Source organism: Acinetobacter cumulans (assembly GCF_003024525.3).
GTDB lineage: Bacteria > Pseudomonadota > Gammaproteobacteria > Pseudomonadales > Moraxellaceae > Acinetobacter > Acinetobacter cumulans.
Genome location: NZ_CP035934.2, coordinates 1,734,073 through 1,750,870, shown reverse-complemented (window position 1 = coordinate 1,750,870; position 16,798 = coordinate 1,734,073). Strand labels below are relative to the sequence as shown.

Sequence of the window (16,798 nt, the reverse complement as noted above, 5' to 3'; positions counted from 1 at the left end):
CCCCTATATTTTTCAACATTTATTTTCAATTGAAGCGCTTAACTGCCACGGTAAGTTGAATACGCAAATGGGCTGATCAGCAAAGGAATATGAAAATGCTGTGAGGCATCTTGTACATCAAAATGAATGACCACTTTTGGAAAAAAGGTCTGCAGTCCTAAAGCTTGAAAATAGGTTGCTGTAGAAAACTCTAAGCTGTAAGTGCCGGCGCTGAATTCAGTCAGGCCAAAGTCGGTAACTCGTCCATCTGCATTGGTGAATGCAGCGCCTAAGAGCTGCCCATCAGCATTAAAAAGTTCAATTTTTACATTGGCTGCCGGCTTGCCCAAACAGGTATCTAAAATGTGGGAACTGATCATGCGTTAAGCTCCTGCGTTAATCTTAATAAGGCAATTTCAGTCAGCTGCTGATGCACAATGCGTTTCTCTGTATCTGGATCATTCAGCAGCCGATAACGCAGTGCCTGTAGCACATCTTCACTGTTTAGGCCCGAAGCTTTAATTAAAAAAATGTAGCCGTATTTTTTTTCGTAGGCGGTGTTGCCTGCCAAAAGTGCTTCCTGTGTTGCGTCATCACTGGTAATGCTAGCCTGCTCACGCTTAGAAAAATCCTGTTCTTGATCGCTTAAAGTGGACTGTGCCTGTTTTTCACCTATACGCGGATGATTGTCTAAAGCGCTCTTAATTTCAGACCACTGCCAAGTTTTTGTCTGTTGTTTTGCCTGTATCAACAGGTCTTCAACAGATGCATAAGGTCGCTGCGCTGTTAGTTCACTGACCCAGCTTTTAATTTGCACACAGTGCTTTAAAAAAGATTTTGCATCCGATTCAGATGCTTGATTAAATTCAGCAAGTTGCACTGTTAAATCGCCTAAAAATTGAATATTTGTTCAAATTTTTATTTTGCAATATCAATGCCAAATCAGTTAAAAAATGAAATTTTGCTTTTTTAAAGCAAAAAAATAGGAGCTAAACTCCTATTTTTTTTAAATACTTATGATTAATTTTGGCGATGCGTTTTCTGCCAATGCAAAGCAATATCCCCACGTTTGCAAATCCACACTTTTTCGTGAGACTGTACATAATCTAAGAACCGTTGCAGTGCCTTAAAGCGCCCAGGCCGCCCTAAAAGACGGCAATGCATTCCAATCGACATCATTTTTGGCGCAGTTTCACCTTCGGCATACAACACATCAAAACTGTCTTTTAAATATTGATAGAAATGCTCACCCGTATTGAAACCGCCCGCTGAGCTGAACTTCATATCATTGCATTCTAATGTATACGGTATGATCAAATGGGGGTGGCTTTGCCCTGCACTGTCCGTTAAGGTGCTCCAAAATGGCAAGTCATCGCCATAGTGGTCGCAATCATATTGAATTTGCGGAAACTCAGCCAGTAGCTGACGGGTATTTGGGCTGTCACGTCCGGTGTACCAGCCAATGGGCGCTTGACCAAACAGCGCTTCCAGCACACTTATCGCCTGATCCATGTGCTGACGCTCAATCTCAATCGGCAGGTTTTGATAGTGTAGCCAGCGCTGCCCATGCGACACCACATCATAATTGGCTTCCTTAATCGCTTGTACCACATGAGGATTACGCGCTAGCGCCATGCCAACACCAAAGATGGTCATGGGTAGCTGACGCTTTTGAAATTCTTCGTGAATACGCCAAAATCCAACTCTTGAACCATACTCATACATTGAATCCATCGACATGTGCTTCGCTGGAAAGCTTGCTGCACCAACAATTTCAGATAAAAACTGTTCTGAACCAGCATCTCCATGTTCGACGTGATTTTCGCCACCTTCTTCATAATTTAAAACAAACTGCACAGCAATGCGGGCTTGATCTGGCCACTGTGCAAGGGGTGGTTTTCCATGATAGCCAATTAAATCTCTGGAATAGTCCTGCTGCTGAATTTCATCAATGAGCGCTTGTCCGCGCAAATAAGGTACTGACACTGGTATTTCCTAATTATCTATATCAAACAGTAAAAAATATTTAACTGAGTGCTAGCAATTAGTGCGCCAAGAATTCAATTTGCGTGATATGAATGCATCTTCTTAATCAGCAGGCTCGAAATAAGTGCTTTCTATGCATCAGAAAATTTCATGCTTCAAAATAAATCAAAGCATCTGAATTACTAATGCATTTCAGCATCAAAGGTAGTGCTATAAAACTGTATTCAGCCTTTAGAAAAAACTGATCTGTTCTAAATTTTCTTCGACTATTTCCAGCCATGCCCGAACAGCTGGGGTCATCGGAACAGTTCTGTTCCATGCCATGCTTAAAGTCCAGTTAATATGTGGCTCTTGTAAAATACTATAATTAAACTTTTCAGCACTGAGCTGTTCGCAATACTTTTCTGGCAGTAATGCAATTCCGACATCGGAATCCACCAGTTTGCTGATAAAGTCCCATTGACTGCTTTTACACACGACTTTGGGTTCAAAGCCCACATCATTGGCCGCCTGCAAAATAATTTGATTCAGCCTAAACGTATCATTAAACAGTAAAAAAGATTCTTCTTTCAGTTCAATTAATGACACGGTTTTCCGTTTGCCCCAGCCGGACTGCTTACGCGAGAGCAGACACATCGGGGAATCTACAATTGGAATACCGCTTAATGCAGGTTTGAGATGGCCTAAAATAATCCCAACATCTACTTTTCTAGCCAAAATAGCCGTTTCAATACTGGTTGCGCCGACTTCAAAAAAACTCAGTTCGATATTGGGATACAGCTTATGAAATTTTGCAATTAATCTGCTAAACATAGATGAGCCTATCGGTGGCAAACCGATGCTTAATGAACCTTGTTTGAGTTGCTGGATGCTGGCGACAGATGCATACATTTGTCGCTGTTGCTCTAGCATCGACAACGCATGTTTATAGATTTGTTCACCAATGGCCGTTAAAGCGACATCACGTTTACGCCCAGCCTGCCCCTTGTGAAATAAAGATCCGCCGATTTCTTCTTCTAAGGCATCAATGATTTTACTGACCGTCGGCTGACTGACAAACGATTCATCGGCAGCTTTTGAGAAACTTTGCAGCTGCACAATATTCACAAAAACATTCAGGCTTTTCATGTCCATAATTAATTATTCAAAATATGCATAATTATTTTTCAATTATTCATAATTTGCCTATCTGGTCAATTTTAAAATAGCCCACAGTTGTTTAGTACAGTCTGATCTCTATGTTTAATTTAGCTAAAATTCAGCAAGCTTCTATTATTGCGCTGCAGCTGGGGCTGCTGACTGCGATTTGGTGGCTTGGCGCATGTATTCAGCACTGGCTGAATTTACCCGTCTCAGGCGGCGTGATTGGATTACTGCTGGTTTTGGTGGCATTACTGTCGGGTGTAATGAAGCTAGATTGGATTAAAGCAGGTTCTAGCTTTATTTTGGGCGAACTGGTGCTGCTGTTTATTCCCTGCGTTGTCGGCATTATGAAATATAAAGACTTATTTATCAGTCAAGGCTGGCAACTCGTTTTGAGTGTTGTCATTGGTACCATCATTGTGATGACCATTACTGCGCTCACTGTTGCATGGGGCTTTAAGATGGAAGCTGCTTGGACGAACAAGCGCAGCGCTTTAAAAACACAGCCTCAGCAAGGGAAATAAGGTTGATCACATGAATACTGTTTCAATTATTTGCCTTTTTGCCACCATTGCAGGCTATTTATTGGGTAAAAAGTTTTATAAAAAATACCCGCTGATTATTTTTGCACCCGGCATTTTTGTCCCTGCGGTCATTATCATTGTATTGGTGATGAGTGGTGTGAGTTATGAAACTTATATGCTGGATGCGAAATGGCTGATTTGGATGCTCGGGCCAGCAACGGTGGCCTTTGCGCTGCCCATTTATGAATACCGAAAGCTGATTCAAAAGCATGCCTTTGCGATTTGTTTAGGCATTATTGTGGGTATGCTGGCGGGCATTGTGAGTTCTTTTTATTTGGCCAAATTATTCCAATTTGATGCTGCCACATCTTATAGTTTAATGGCGCGCTCAATTTCAACGCCATTTGCGATGGAGCTGACCTCAAATATCGGCGGATCTGTTGAATTGGTCATCGTATTCACCATGATTACCGGCACTGCCGGTGTGATGCTGAGTGATATGATTTTGGCAGCGCTAAAACTGAAATCACACTTTGCGCAAGGCGCATCTTTAGGAAATTCTGCGCATGGCTTTGGCACCAGTCACGCCTTTTCCCGTCATGCTGAAGAAGGTGTAGCAGCTTGTTTAACCATGGTGCTCGCTGGGGTATTTATGGTGCTGGCAGGGCCATTTTTAATCCGCTGGACAGTAACTTTGCTCTAAGCAAAGATAATCAATTTTCACTTAAAAACTGTAGCATTTTATTTATATGTTGCAGTTTTTTTAGTGATTATTTTTTTCAATATGTCTGTCCTTAAGTTAATCCACATCTTCTAAGCGCTTATTAGCCCAGCCCTCTGCAATTCAGCGTATACTGTTTGATTAAATTTCATATTTTTTGCGCATAGCGCAGCCTTGAGCAAGCAATGTCTAAAAATCTAGCTACCCTCATCGGTTTTAGTGCCATTTTGCAATGGTCTTCGATTGTCGGTCTGTTAAAAACAGTTAGTTTCAGTATTGGCCCAGACCTTGCCGTCACGTTTATGTACACGTTCAGTACTGTCATTTTGCTTTTGCTATTTCGTATTCCAAAACTGAAAGACATTCCACGTGGTTATTTAATTTCTGCAACGTTGCTCTTTCTGATATATGAGCTGTGTTTTTCTTATGCGATTGCCTTAGCGCAAACAGCGCAACAAGCCATAGAAGTCAGTCTGGTCAATTATTTGTGGCCAAGTTTAACCATTGCCGCATTAATTGCCTTTAAAGAATTGAAATTCAATATTTTTGTAATGCTTGGCTTAGCAATTAGTCTCGGCGGTATTGTCGTTATGCAGGCGGGTGCTGGTGATTTTTCATGGGCTGCGGTTATTCAAAACGTGCAGACTAATCCTGCGAGTTATATTTTAGCGTTTATCGGTGCCAGCTTATGGTCTATTTATTGTGTTATTACCAAGAAATACAGCCAAGGTCATAATCCAATTGCGTTATTTTTCTTGGCTATTTCTATTGTGCTATGGCTAAAAATGTTCTTATTTCATGATTTTAAAGGAATTCCAGAGATTCATTTATCTACGGGTATTTGCATGTTACTGGTTTCAATTGTCACGGCATTGGGCTATGCCGCGTGGAATATCGGCATTATTAAAGGCAATATCACTTTATTGGTAACCCTTTCCTATTTTAGTCCGCTGTTTTCTTCCCTGCTGTCTATGCTGATTTTAGATACCGTGCTGTCCAACGAGTTTTGGCATGGTGCCATATTGGTCACAGCTGGGTCATTTGTCTGCTGGATTTCAACAAATTGGGCGGATTTGAAACGAAAACTCAACTTTAAATCTAAAGCATTTAAAATTTAAGACATAAAAAAACAGCCATGATTTCATGGCTATTTTTTTATGATTGTGCATAGCAAGTTATGCATCACAATTCAAAATTTTACTTAATAAGTCACGCGTTTGTATTCTCGATATTCTGGTGTCCAAAAATTTACTTCAATTTTTTCACGAATCGTTTCTTCACTAATCCGTGGCGCAACATCATCATCCATAGCGGCTAGTGCAACACGCAACGCGATTATTTTAGAAATTTCTTGCAACTGATCTAAGCTTGGCAGTAAGTCTGCGGTTGGGTCTTGTAACTTTGGTGAGCATTCAGCCAAAGCATTACTGGTTGCCATGAGCATATTATCTGTAACCCGCTTAGCACGTGAGGCAATCACGCCAAGACCAATACCAGGGAAAATATAGGAGTTATTACACTGAGAAATATTAAATATTTGATCATGATAATTCACTGGTGCAAATGGACTGCCTGTAGCAATCAATGCACGCCCTTCAGACCATTGAATCACATCGGATGGAACTGCTTCTACCTGAGAAGTTGGGTTTGAAAGCGGAAATACAATTGGATTTTCACAATTGGCTGCCATCGTTTCAATAATTTCTTTGGTAAACAAACCAGCTTGCCCAGACACCCCAATGAGCACAGTAGGTTTTGCATGCCGCACAACATCAAGCAAAGAAATCACATCGTCAGCTTGCGCCCAATGAGCAATGTGTTCAGGTTGCTGCGCCAATTTACGCTGGAAATTCAATAAATTTGGCTGATTTTCTGTAATAAGACCAAAACGGTCTACCATAAATACGCGCTGACGAGCTTCAGCATCACTCAAGCCCTCTGCACGCATTTGTGCAACAATTTGTTCTGCAATACCACAACCTGCCGAACCTGCACCTAAAAATGCGATGGTTTGATCTTTCAATTTTTTATTTGATGCATGTGATGCTGCAATTAAGCTTCCGACAGATACTGCTGCAGTGCCTTGAATATCATCATTAAAACAACAGATTTTATTTCGATATTTTTCCAATAAAGGCATCGCATTTTTTTGTGCAAAGTCTTCAAACTGAATTAATGCTTCAGGCCAACGCTGTTGAATCGCATGAATGACCTTATCTACAAATTCGTAATATTCATCACCACTAATGCGCGGATGACGTAGGCCCATATACAATGGATCATTCAGCAATTGTTCATTATTGGTGCCCACATCGAGCGTAATTGGTAAGGTATAAGCTGGGCTAATGCCACCACAAGCTGTATATAAAGACAACTTTCCAATAGGAATACCCATCCCACCAATGCCTTGATCGCCTAAGCCTAAAATGCGTTCACCATCTGTAATTACAATGACTTTTACATTTTTTCGATTTACGTTATGCAAAATTTGATCAACATGTTCACTGTCTGGATATGAAATAAAAACCCCGCGATGACGGCGGTAAATATCCGAGAAATGTTGGCAGGCATCGCCTACTGTTGGTGTATAAATGATCGGCATCATTTCTGTTAAATGATTTTCAATCAGATGATAAAACAGCGTTTCATTGGTATCTTGAATGTTACGCAAGTAAATGTGTTTATTGATTGGGTCGCTAAAAGAACTGTATTGTTGATATGAGCGTTGGCTTTGTTCTTCAATATTTTCAATTACATGTGGCATAAGGCCATGTAAGTTAAATGCTTCACGTTCTTGCTCTGAAAAAGCTGAACCTTTATTAAGAAGAGGTAACTCAAGCAAAGTATTTCCAGCGTATGGAATATATAAAGGACGTTTGTTTCGATCTACACTAGACATTAAAAAAGCTCTTTTGAATCAACTTTAACAACTGGGTCAAAGTATCGCGGTTTTATCGTTTATTTGTATAGGATAGCTTAAAATAAGCGAACTTAGTCATTCATTAAATAAATACCTATTTGTCATTAATTTAACCGTCGAATAACGGTAATATTTTATTCTTCTATACCATTTATATTGGCCAAAGGTCTTTCATATCCTTAAAATAATGGGTTTTATGCTTTTTTATGCATACGATTTATAGTTATGAAAAAAATAACAATATATACCTTATTGTTATGTTTTGAATATAAACAATACAGCAACATTTTTGTCATAAATGTAGAACTATCTGTTTTAGCTATTATTATTTCTTAATAACAAGTTGTTAACTCACTCAAATACCACTCCAAGCTCAATAGTATAAGTTAGTGTTTAAGCTCAATATTTTAAAATATGAATGCCTACATTCCGCTACAATGTGTATAAATTTTGCAGAAGCCTTACACATATATATGTGTAATATTCATATTTAATCCCACTTTATTTTAGAAAATTAGGACTGTACTAATTGCCCTAGCATATATTTACACTCTTCGATTGAAGGCTTTAAATTCTCTAGCTTGGGCAAATAGCCATCTTCAAGGAATGTATGAGGTTTTAATGATGATAAAAAAAATAGCCACTCTTCTTGGTTTATCTGCAATTTCAGCAATGACTTTGGCAGCCGATCCGCTCCATGGTACTAAATGGAAAACCATTGACGATCAAACCAAAAAGCCACTCTCTATTGTAGAGTTCCGCGAAGCACCAAATGGCGCACTTACAGCTAAAATTGTAGATGTGTTCACCCCAGGTGAGGCTGAAAGTTGTGCGAAATGTGTAGGGAAATTTCACAACAAACCCTTGAAAGGGGTTCAAATCGTTTCTGATTTAAAAAATACCGGTAAGAATAGCTATGATGGCGGTAAAATTACTGACCCTAAAAATGGTAAAACATATAGCTTTAATGCCAAACTTTCAAATGATGGCCAAACATTAAATGGCCGTGGTTATATTGGTGTTTCTGCGCTAGGGCGTAGCCAAACTTGGGTTCGTGCGAATTAATCCTTCAGCACATAAAAAAATGGCTCTGATGAGCCATTTTTTTATTTTTAAGCCTTATATTTGCTTAAGTACTACTCGCCTGAATTAGGCATTAGTTAATAAACATCACGTTTATAGCGTTGTTGTTGTTTTAACTGTGCTAAACCTTCTACACCTAGTACCTCAATTAATGCTTGTTCTACACCTTGCGCCATCCCATGTAAACTGCCACAAATATATAGCGTTGCACCCTGCTCGACCCAATTTTTGAGTTGTGTCGACTTTGCAATAATTACATCTTGTACATAAGATTGCGCTTGCCCGTCCCGAGAATAAACCCGATCAAGTTGTGGTAAATAACCTGCATCTTCTAAAGTACTCAATTCTGCATTGCAAATTGCATCATACTGTTGTTGTCGTTCACCCAAAATCAACCAATTTTGCTGATAACCCCACACTTGACGCTGTTGTAAATGTGCCATTAAACCTGCTAAGCCAGAACCATTCCCAATAAAAATGCATGGTGTATCTTGCATCTTCAAATGGAAACTTGGGTTGTGACGTATAGATGCTCTAAGCGTTTCATCAACTTGTAAATCTTGCGTTAATAAACCTGATCCCAGACCTAAACCTTGATTTCCTATCTCTTGGCGGACAATTAAATCTAATGTCCCATGTGTTGGAATATTGGCAATTGAGTATTCGCGAATGGGTAAATCTATAAGATGATTAATCCATGACTCGATACTTTGTTTTGTACTTTGCTCTGTCGTTTGCAAAACATAGTTAGGAGCATTTTTAAGATTTTTAAATCGTAAAGCTTCAAGATGTGTAGCATTTAAATGCGACTGTTCATTTACAAAGGATTTTAAGGCTTGATTGCTATTTGCACATTGAATTTCAATAATATCACCTGCATGCCATTCAACCTGCTGAGCGACTTGGAAGCTTAAAAAATATAATCCAGTGCCTTGACTGCCTGCATTGAGTAAAGATCGGGATTTAAGATGTATATCAATCCAGACTTTTTCCGTTGCCGTATGTTTTAGCTCGGTTTGTGTAAATTGACTTAACTGCGTATGCCATGCTGTTAAATCTGCATTTGCCAATTGATCCACACAAACTAAATTAAAAGCAGGCTGAGCTTGTTGCTGATTCAACCACGTTTGCACGCGTTGGCCAAAAGCACAAAAATTACGATAACGACGGTCACCAAAAGCCAGAATTGCAAAAGTTTGATGTGATAAATCTAAAGTCTGTTGGCTCAATTGATGCTGAAAGCGTTGAGCACTATCAGGAGCATCACCTTCGCCATACGTACTGACAAACCATAAAGTTTGCTGTGCTTGTTTCAGTTGATCAGCTGTTAAATCTTGAATATTAATACAAACACAATGTTCACCCGCTTGTTGTAGCTGTTCAGCAGTATGTTTTGCATAATTCTCAGCATGACCAGACTGGCTAGCATAGATGATTAAATAAGTATGATCATGAATCTGATCGGCTTTCGGCTGTGTAAGTCGGCTATAAATCAACACACAAATATAGACCAAACATAACAATAACAAGCAAGTCAAAATTGTTAGAAGCAGTGCTACTGCAGAAGTCATCACACTGTCCTTAAATTGCAGTCCATATTAATAAGATAAACAACGCCAAGCTACTCGTAGTTAATAGCAAGTGTGTGAGCAAACGCGTTTTAATACTTAAAAATAAAATAAAGCCGGCAATGGACAATAATAAAATAACAACCGAAGCAACATCGATAAACCAATGCCATGCTGTGCCTGCATTTTTACCGCGGTGTAAATCATTAATGAGAGATACAGTTGATGCAGGCTTTGAAGTGACTTCTACTTCGCCAGTGTCTAAGATTGCCCAAACATCCGTTTCGCCAGCAGGACTTTCGAGACGGATCATCACTTCACCATCCATCACTTCGCTACTTTTATAACGTCCGACGACAGTACTGTGTGCACGAACATAGTCCAATAGTGCGGTACTTGGGTTTTCTTGATCAAGCAATTGTTGGCTTACAGTATTAGGTAACTGTAATTTGACTGGTGCTTTTTCTGGTGCGGGTTTAAACCAATCTGGATTATTTAAAAATAAGCCAGTGAGAGCAAAAAAGAAAAGTGCAATAAATGCAAATGCAGAAAGCCAGCCATGCACATAGCGTGCATGGCGGTAAAAATCACGTTGTTGGTACACTGTTTAAAACCTTAAACTCAATCCGCGTTAATGCGCTTTTTGGAAACTCATTTTGACTGCGCCAATTTCGGTTTGAGCAGGCAAAGATTGTGTAGATGCTTTAGATTTTACATTCAAATCGAGTGTTTGATAACTATGGTCACCATGCTCACGTGAGGTTTCAATATGAACAATATAACTACCAGCAGCTACAGATTTTCCGTGGTCATCTTTACCATCCCAAGCCAGTTTGTAGTTACCTGGTTGACGTGAAGGTTTAGCAACCGCATCCAAATTTGTCATTTGACGACCATAACGGCGCCACCAAACGTAGTTTGAATTAATCCACTTCTCATCTTTGCCCCATACTGCAAGGGTACGGACTAATTTTTTATTTTCATCCGTCACCCACACAGATACGTAAGGCATACGATATTTTTCAACATTAATTTTTGGAATTGTTAAGTCAATTAAGGCTTGATAACCTGCTGGCCATTTTGCTGATGCGCCTGCAGCAACTGTCAGCATTTCAGGGCGAGTATCGGTTTGTAGTAAGTGATTCCAGCCTGCACTTTGATAAAACTGACCATTGCTCATGGTGAGTTTAGCTTCATAGCCAACAAGGCTTTCCACCAAAGCCATACCATCTTCAGGTGACATCGCAGTCAATGCGGTTGCCAACGCATCAGCGTCTGCAGCACATGTACCAACAACCACACATTGTTCAACATGTTGCAGTGCTAAACCAGTATTTGGGTCTAATAAATGGCTTTGACCAGCGACATCACGATAGCCCTTACCACTGAAGGCAACAGCATGATCACGTAGTTTTAAAACTTCTGATGGAACGGCTAAATCATGATGATTAAACGCATCTTGTACACCAATGCTCCAACCATCTTTTTGTGGCGCATTACCCCACACACGCATGTCACCACCAATATCAATCAAAAGACCTTCAATATTGGGCACTTTGCTACGTGCTGCCAGCATTGCACGGTCAATGATATAACCTTTTGCATAGGCATCTGGTGCAAATTTTACAGCGCGTTGAATAGCAACAGTCTGTTGTTCTTTATCTAATGTTACGCTGTCTGGTTTCATTAATTCGCTAGTAATGGCTACGCGAGTTGATTCATCAACTTTATGAATGCCTTGAGCTTTTTCCCACATTGCAATCAGTTCACCTAGTCGTGCATCAAATGCACCACAGCTTTTGGCACGCCATGCTTCACAAGCTGCAATCACTTCAAATAATTCAGGTGAAACTTGCGCCGATTTTTTTGCATTTAATGCAGATATTTCGCTGTCAGAACGCCATACAGAAAGTTTTTTATCTAACTGTGCAATTTCTGCTTCAATGGCATCTAAAGCTAATTTTGCATCTTGTTTATTCGTTCCTGTGACAACAACATCAAGTGATGTGCCCAGTACATAGTCACGATGAAAACGATGTGTTTGTGATACATCTGGCTGGTTCAGTTGGGGGCTTTGCACCAGATCTGTTGCGTTGGTCTGCAGTGGAGAAATCAGGGCCAGTGCCATAACCAGTGGAGTTAGATTAAACACTTTTTTATGCAGTTTTTTGTTCTCAGCGAATGGCATGCTGAATCTCCAAAATATTTTTATAGCATCTTATTGATATTGATAACGGTTATCAAGTAGATTAGCGCACATTGAAGATAAATAATTTTTAAACTGGAGAATTCGATGAATAATTGGTTAAAAATCGCTTTAGTTGCGTCTTTACCTGTACTTGCGAATGCACATACAGCAAGCCCGTTTTTACTTCCTGACACATTTGATACAACATCATCGAATGTAACTTTTCAAAGTGCAATTACCATCGAAAAATTCTTTGCGCCATCTATGAATTTTAAAACGACTTACGTTGTGACGAATCCAGATGGCAAAACAGTTGCGATTAATCCAGCAACAAGCTTAAAACGCTTCAGTATTGCGGAATTTGATTTACCATCTGAAGGTACATACCGTATTCGTACACAAGACGCGACTGGCAATAGCACAAAATATGCATTGATTGATGGTCGTTGGTTACGTGTCCGTCCAGTGCGTAATCCACAAAATGCACCTGCTCGCCCTGCGCCAGAAAAAGCGCCTGAACAAGCAAAAGCACCTGCAACTACACCAGCTCAACCACCTCGTATGATTGCCGCAGATCAAGTGCCAGAAAATGCACAAATTTTAGAAGCAACGAACACATTTATTGCTGAAAGCTTTGTGACTAAAGGGAAACCGACTGCAATTCCAGCTGTGACCAACAAAGGCTTTGAAGTTAAACTTATTACTCATCCAAATGAATTATTTTCAGGTGAATCCTTAAAAGCACAAGTGCTCTATAATGGTAAAGCTGTACCAGATTTAGAAGTTGATGTGTACAAAGGTGCAAGCACTTATGAGCCTAATGCAAAACGTGAATTGCCTCATGTGCTCACCAATAAAAAAGGCGAATTTGAAATTAAATTTGATAAAGCAGGTATTTATTTAATTTCAGCATCTTATCCTGAAGCAAATACAGATAACACCAAAAAACCAAATACTGAAAATTTCACTTATGGTTTAACTGTTGACGTTGCTGAATAATTTGTACATAGCACCTTAATTGCAAAATATAAAAAGCACATCTTTCGAGATGTGCTTTTTCTTTGCTTTTATAAAATAAGATTATTTACTTAGCGCTTTTAATTTCAAAATGTATGGCCTTTCTTAGCTCAAATAGCTTTTGACTAAGGACTTATCCACCATAACTATATGGAGCCAAATAAATAGACTTAGGCCCATATCACCATAATGGCAGCAATCACGACCAATAAAAGCCCCCAGTGATCTGTACGAGCAAGCTTTTCTTTAAAGAAAAAGGCGGAAATAAGTAAGCTAAATAGCACTTCAATTTGCCCAAGTGTTTTAACAATCGCCACTGACTGCATACTCATGGCCGTAAACCAACCTAGCGATGCCAAAAAGCTACACACACTAACTTTAAATGTCAGTCCAATTCGCTCATACATGGCCACTAGCGTTTTTCGACTAAACAAAACCAAATACAGCAACATAATTAAACACTGAAAACCGATCACACATAGCAAAACCCAAGAAGCGCGATGTAAAAATGGTAAGGCTGTCAGTTCTAAACTGGCTTCGCGGACTAACAATGATGTAATGGCAAAACATAAACCACTGCCAACACCAATCAGCAAAGTAGGTACAGATAAGCTTTTTAGCCCCTGACCTTTACTGAGTAAAAATACGGCAATACCGCCTATGAGTACGCCAATCCATGCAAAAAAACTCAGATATTCCTGTAAAAATATCACGCTAATCAGTGCTGCTAATATAGCTTCGCTTTTAGCCAGACCAACACCAATCGCATAATTTTTTTGCTTAAATAGCATGACCATTAAAATGGTGGCTAAAATTTGGCTGCAACCTGCAAAAAAGATATAGAGCCAAAATTTAGAGGTAAATTCCGCATGTACAGTGATGGGATGGGCTTGGTACAACCAAAAGATATACGCGCCAGCAAAAGGAAAACCAAATAAGAAACGTGCCAGTGTCACGCCATAAACATCTACAGTACTGCTGAGTTGTTTTTGAAATGCGTTACGCCAAGACTGCATAAATGCAGCCATTAAAGTAAAAAGGATCCAGCTGGAGAACATGAATATTCCAATGGCGGGAGTGTTTAAAGAGAGTCTTTAATCTACGCCTATTTACACCAATTTTCGAGTTGCAACGGCTATTTAACCTATTGAAGTTTTTTATTGATTGCTCAAAATATCGTTATTATTCATGCTTCATTTGAATAACTTAAAACTTAAACCTAAGGTTTCTATCGCCAGCTCATTATCGAAATGTATTATTTGGGGAAACGAATAACACTGTTATCTACATAGACTTCAATTTCAGTAATATTTCGCGTGTAGCACCCACCCATCATGTATTTTGAAATTTGGCCATAAGTATAAAGTTCAACGGGTTTGTTGTCAGGCAGTACCAGACATGCCCCCTTATTGATGACAACTTTATGAATCAATATAGGTTTTTCTGAGATAGATTGTACTTCTATCATAGAATTTGGGCTAAACGAATACTGTTTTTGAAGGTCATAGGCATGAACAATAATGGGGTCCTGTTTGGTTTTTGCTTTTGTTTTAGCAAAACTTGATGTACTGATACAGACAAAACAGCACATCATGATGAGTTGCGAAATAGTATTGAAGTAATTCATATTTTTATTCTTAATTTTAGTTATCTGAATATACATTGAATTGGAAAATCAATTCTTTATGCTTTTAACAGTAGGTTTAGATCTTACAATAAAATTTAAACTTTAAAAAAACTGCAAACTTCACCAAGCCCAATTCAATAATTTTCATGGTGAAATATTAATAAACCACAATGCCATACCAAGGGGTATAGCATTGTGGGCTTAGATTAAATGCATAATTTTGGCACTACTTAAGTACTTAGTAGCACTTTACCAAACTGCTCACGCAAATCTTTTTTCAGCATTTTTCCAGTACCACTTAGTGGAATGCTCTCTACAAAAATTACTTTATCTGGAATTTGCCATTTTGCTACCTTATCGGCATAAAAATCAAAAATCTCTGATTCATTTAAATCTACATCAGGCTTTTTAATTGCAATTAAAATAGGTCGTTCATCCCATTTTTCATGCTCTGCCGCAATCACAGCAGCCATCGCAATTTTAGGATGCCCCATGGCGAGATTTTCTAAATCAACAGATGAAATCCATTCACCACCAGATTTAATTAAATCTTTAGAGCGGTCACTAATTTTAAGGTAGCCATCTTCATTTAAGGTTGCAATATCACCCGTATCAAACCAACCATCACTTGTTAAAGCACTGTTTTCTTTAGCAAAGTAGTTTTTGATAATCCAATGACCTTTGATTTGTAAATTACCTGTGGTTTCACCATCACGGCTGACTTCATGGGTCCCATTTTCTTCATCGGTAATTCTTAAATCGACACCAAATGGTGGACGACCTTGAGAAAGACGAACCTGCAATTTTTCTTCGTCAGATAAGCCCATATGCTTGGCTTTAAATTGGTTGGCAGAACCTAAAGGACTGGTTTCCGTCATTCCCCAAGCATGGATGGTTTCACAGTTAAACTGATCTTTAAATGCTTTTAGCATCGCAGGTGGGCAAGCCGATCCCCCCACCACATTACGGCTTAAGCTTGTAAGCTGGCTACCTGATTGTTGCGCTGCATTAATGAGACCTTGCCAAATGGTTGGTACGCCTAAGGCAACACTCACTTTATAGCGATCAATTAAACCCACTAAGCTTGCACCGTCTAAGCCTGGCCCTGGCAGTACCAAGGTACAGCCTGCCATCGCGGCTGCATAAGGCGTTCCCCAAGCATTGACATGAAACATTGGCACAACTGGCATCATGACATCACGTGCAGAGATATTTAAGGAATCTGGCATGCTAATCGCGTAGCTATGTAATACAGTTGAGCGGTGGCTATACAGTACGCCTTTTGGATTACCTGTAGTGCCTGATGTGTAGCACAATGAGCTGGCGCTAAGTTCATCAATCACGGGCCATGTAAATTGTGCAGAATGACCTGCAATTAACTCATCGTAAAATAAAACATCTGGAATGGCTTCACGTACAGCATCATCAGGTGCATCTAAGCAAATATAATGTTCTACACTTTTTAGTAAGGGCTTAACGGCTTTAATCAGTGGTAAAAATGTTTTATCAAATAAAAGCACTTTATCAGCTGCATCATTAATAATAAATACCAATTGCTCTGGGAAAAGTCGTGGATTAATGGTGTGACAGACCAACCCACTCCCCGAAATGGCATACCACGATTCTAAATGTCGATGGTTATTCCATGCGATCGTAGCGACACGATCACCTAAAACAAAACCAAAGGATTGTAATACTTGGGCAAAGCGTTTGGAGTTATCGTGTATTTGTCCCCACGTCGTTTCAGTAATACTTAAATCGGTATTTTTTGAAATGACTAAACTGTCCGCATGATAACGTCCAGCATGTTCAATCATGCTACTAATCAGTAGTGGCTGAAACATCATATTTCCAAGCATGCCGTGCTCCTTATGCTATGTTGTTATTTCCATTTGCCCATCATTGGGTTTTATATTTCAGTGTTTTTTATAAAAGTTCGTCAGTCAAAATACGTCGCTATGCATTTTGCTCAGTTTTATATTTAACTTAGTTTATTCATTTTGACTAGCTTTTTTGCAAAAGTGTGCAAGTGCTTATTTGCG

The 16,798-nt window shown here is 39.3% G+C and carries 16 protein-coding genes; 5 read left to right on the top strand and 11 right to left on the bottom strand.

Features of this window, described 5'->3' with window-relative positions:
• Positions 1-38 precede the first annotated feature (38 nt).
• The 4 genes from uraH to C9E88_RS08340 form a co-directional block, all read right to left on the bottom strand.
• Positions 39-359, bottom strand: a complete 321-nt coding sequence (gene uraH / locus C9E88_RS08355) for a hydroxyisourate hydrolase (protein ID WP_106984354.1) — start codon at positions 357-359, stop codon at positions 39-41.
• The gene (uraD, locus tag C9E88_RS08350) at positions 356-859 is read right to left on the bottom strand and encodes a 2-oxo-4-hydroxy-4-carboxy-5-ureidoimidazoline decarboxylase (RefSeq protein WP_106984355.1); all 504 of its coding nucleotides are present in this window, start codon (positions 857-859) and stop codon (positions 356-358) included. Before uraD ends, uraH begins: the two co-directional genes overlap by 4 nt.
• A gap of 140 nt (positions 860-999) precedes the next feature.
• Positions 1,000-1,965 carry an allantoinase PuuE gene (puuE, locus tag C9E88_RS08345; protein ID WP_106984356.1) on the bottom strand — a complete coding sequence of 322 codons (966 nt, stop codon included), beginning with the start codon at positions 1,963-1,965 and terminating at the stop codon, positions 1,000-1,002.
• 231 nt (positions 1,966-2,196) lie between these two features.
• Positions 2,197-3,099: a LysR family transcriptional regulator gene (locus C9E88_RS08340; RefSeq protein ID WP_106984357.1), complete on the bottom strand. Its 903-nt coding sequence runs from the start codon at positions 3,097-3,099 to the stop codon at positions 2,197-2,199.
• 104 nt (positions 3,100-3,203) lie between these two features.
• Between C9E88_RS08340 and C9E88_RS08335 the strand changes: the two genes are divergently transcribed.
• The 3 genes from C9E88_RS08335 (at position 3,204) to yddG (ending at position 5,471) form a co-directional block, all read left to right on the top strand.
• A complete protein-coding gene (locus C9E88_RS08335) occupies positions 3,204-3,632 on the top strand; it encodes a CidA/LrgA family protein (protein WP_106984358.1) in 429 nt (142 codons plus the stop codon).
• Between the two features lie 10 nt (positions 3,633-3,642).
• Positions 3,643-4,335 carry an LrgB family protein gene (locus tag C9E88_RS08330; protein ID WP_106984359.1) on the top strand — a complete coding sequence of 231 codons (693 nt, stop codon included), beginning with the start codon at positions 3,643-3,645 and terminating at the stop codon, positions 4,333-4,335.
• A gap of 203 nt (positions 4,336-4,538) precedes the next feature.
• A complete protein-coding gene (gene yddG / locus C9E88_RS08325; protein WP_106984360.1) occupies positions 4,539-5,471 on the top strand; it encodes an aromatic amino acid DMT transporter YddG in 933 nt (310 codons plus the stop codon).
• An 83-nt stretch (positions 5,472-5,554) separates the two neighbouring features.
• Here the strand turns inward: yddG and C9E88_RS08320 are convergent, their stop codons facing one another.
• On the bottom strand, positions 5,555-7,252 hold the full coding sequence (locus tag C9E88_RS08320) for an NAD-dependent malic enzyme (protein ID WP_106984361.1): 1,698 nt from the start codon (positions 7,250-7,252) through the stop codon (positions 5,555-5,557).
• Between the two features lie 648 nt (positions 7,253-7,900).
• Here C9E88_RS08320 and C9E88_RS08315 point away from each other — a divergent pair.
• Positions 7,901-8,338, top strand: coding sequence for a DUF2147 domain-containing protein (locus C9E88_RS08315; protein ID WP_106984432.1), 438 nt, complete (start codon positions 7,901-7,903; stop codon positions 8,336-8,338).
• A gap of 95 nt (positions 8,339-8,433) precedes the next feature.
• Here C9E88_RS08315 and C9E88_RS08310 read toward each other — a convergent pair whose 3' ends face one another.
• The 3 genes from C9E88_RS08310 to C9E88_RS08300 are packed head-to-tail and all read right to left on the bottom strand — an operon-like array spanning position 8,434 to position 12,112.
• A complete protein-coding gene (locus C9E88_RS08310) occupies positions 8,434-9,927 on the bottom strand; it encodes an NADPH cytochrome P450 oxidoreductase family protein (RefSeq protein ID WP_106984362.1) in 1,494 nt (497 codons plus the stop codon).
• Between the two features lie 10 nt (positions 9,928-9,937).
• Positions 9,938-10,528 (bottom strand): PepSY-associated TM helix domain-containing protein, encoded by a 591-nt coding sequence (locus tag C9E88_RS08305; protein ID WP_106984363.1) that lies wholly within the window; start codon positions 10,526-10,528, stop codon positions 9,938-9,940.
• 27 nt (positions 10,529-10,555) lie between these two features.
• Positions 10,556-12,112, bottom strand: a complete 1,557-nt coding sequence (locus C9E88_RS08300; protein ID WP_106984364.1) for a DUF2271 domain-containing protein — start codon at positions 12,110-12,112, stop codon at positions 10,556-10,558.
• A gap of 105 nt (positions 12,113-12,217) precedes the next feature.
• Between C9E88_RS08300 and C9E88_RS08295 the strand changes: the two genes are divergently transcribed.
• On the top strand, positions 12,218-13,111 hold the full coding sequence (locus tag C9E88_RS08295; protein ID WP_106984365.1) for a DUF4198 domain-containing protein: 894 nt from the start codon (positions 12,218-12,220) through the stop codon (positions 13,109-13,111).
• A 188-nt stretch (positions 13,112-13,299) separates the two neighbouring features.
• On the opposite strand, the gene C9E88_RS08290 is transcribed toward C9E88_RS08295, so the two are convergent.
• From C9E88_RS08290 to C9E88_RS08280, 3 genes are all read right to left on the bottom strand, one after another.
• Positions 13,300-14,187 (bottom strand): DMT family transporter, encoded by an 888-nt coding sequence (locus C9E88_RS08290; RefSeq protein ID WP_106984366.1) that lies wholly within the window; start codon positions 14,185-14,187, stop codon positions 13,300-13,302.
• Between the two features lie 197 nt (positions 14,188-14,384).
• Entirely contained in the window at positions 14,385-14,756 is a 372-nt protein-coding gene (locus tag C9E88_RS08285; RefSeq protein ID WP_137287928.1) for a hypothetical protein, read from the bottom strand.
• A gap of 230 nt (positions 14,757-14,986) precedes the next feature.
• Complete coding sequence (locus C9E88_RS08280) at positions 14,987-16,615, bottom strand: long-chain-fatty-acid--CoA ligase (protein ID WP_106984368.1); 1,629 nt, start codon at positions 16,613-16,615, stop codon at positions 14,987-14,989.
• Positions 16,616-16,798: the final 183 nt, after the last annotated feature.

What these genes read in the sequence shown, in the direction of transcription:
- uraH (WP_106984354.1), bottom strand. Translation starts at nt 359, where the DNA reads ATGATCAGTTCCCACATTTTAGATACCTGTTTGGGCAAGCCGGCAGCC.
- C9E88_RS08340 (WP_106984357.1), bottom strand. Translation starts at nt 3,099, where the DNA reads ATGGACATGAAAAGCCTGAATGTTTTTGTGAATATTGTGCAGCTGCAA.
- C9E88_RS08335 (WP_106984358.1), top strand. Translation starts at nt 3,204, where the DNA reads ATGTTTAATTTAGCTAAAATTCAGCAAGCTTCTATTATTGCGCTGCAG.
- C9E88_RS08330 (WP_106984359.1), top strand. Translation starts at nt 3,643, where the DNA reads ATGAATACTGTTTCAATTATTTGCCTTTTTGCCACCATTGCAGGCTAT.
- yddG (WP_106984360.1), top strand. Translation starts at nt 4,539, where the DNA reads ATGTCTAAAAATCTAGCTACCCTCATCGGTTTTAGTGCCATTTTGCAA.
- C9E88_RS08320 (WP_106984361.1), bottom strand. Translation starts at nt 7,252, where the DNA reads ATGTCTAGTGTAGATCGAAACAAACGTCCTTTATATATTCCATACGCT.
- C9E88_RS08310 (WP_106984362.1), bottom strand. Translation starts at nt 9,927, where the DNA reads ATGACTTCTGCAGTAGCACTGCTTCTAACAATTTTGACTTGCTTGTTA.
- C9E88_RS08300 (WP_106984364.1), bottom strand. Translation starts at nt 12,112, where the DNA reads ATGCCATTCGCTGAGAACAAAAAACTGCATAAAAAAGTGTTTAATCTA.
- C9E88_RS08295 (WP_106984365.1), top strand. Translation starts at nt 12,218, where the DNA reads ATGAATAATTGGTTAAAAATCGCTTTAGTTGCGTCTTTACCTGTACTT.
- C9E88_RS08290 (WP_106984366.1), bottom strand. Translation starts at nt 14,187, where the DNA reads ATGTTCTCCAGCTGGATCCTTTTTACTTTAATGGCTGCATTTATGCAG.
- C9E88_RS08285 (WP_137287928.1), bottom strand. Translation starts at nt 14,756, where the DNA reads ATGAATTACTTCAATACTATTTCGCAACTCATCATGATGTGCTGTTTT.
- C9E88_RS08280 (WP_106984368.1), bottom strand. Translation starts at nt 16,615, where the DNA reads ATGCTTGGAAATATGATGTTTCAGCCACTACTGATTAGTAGCATGATT.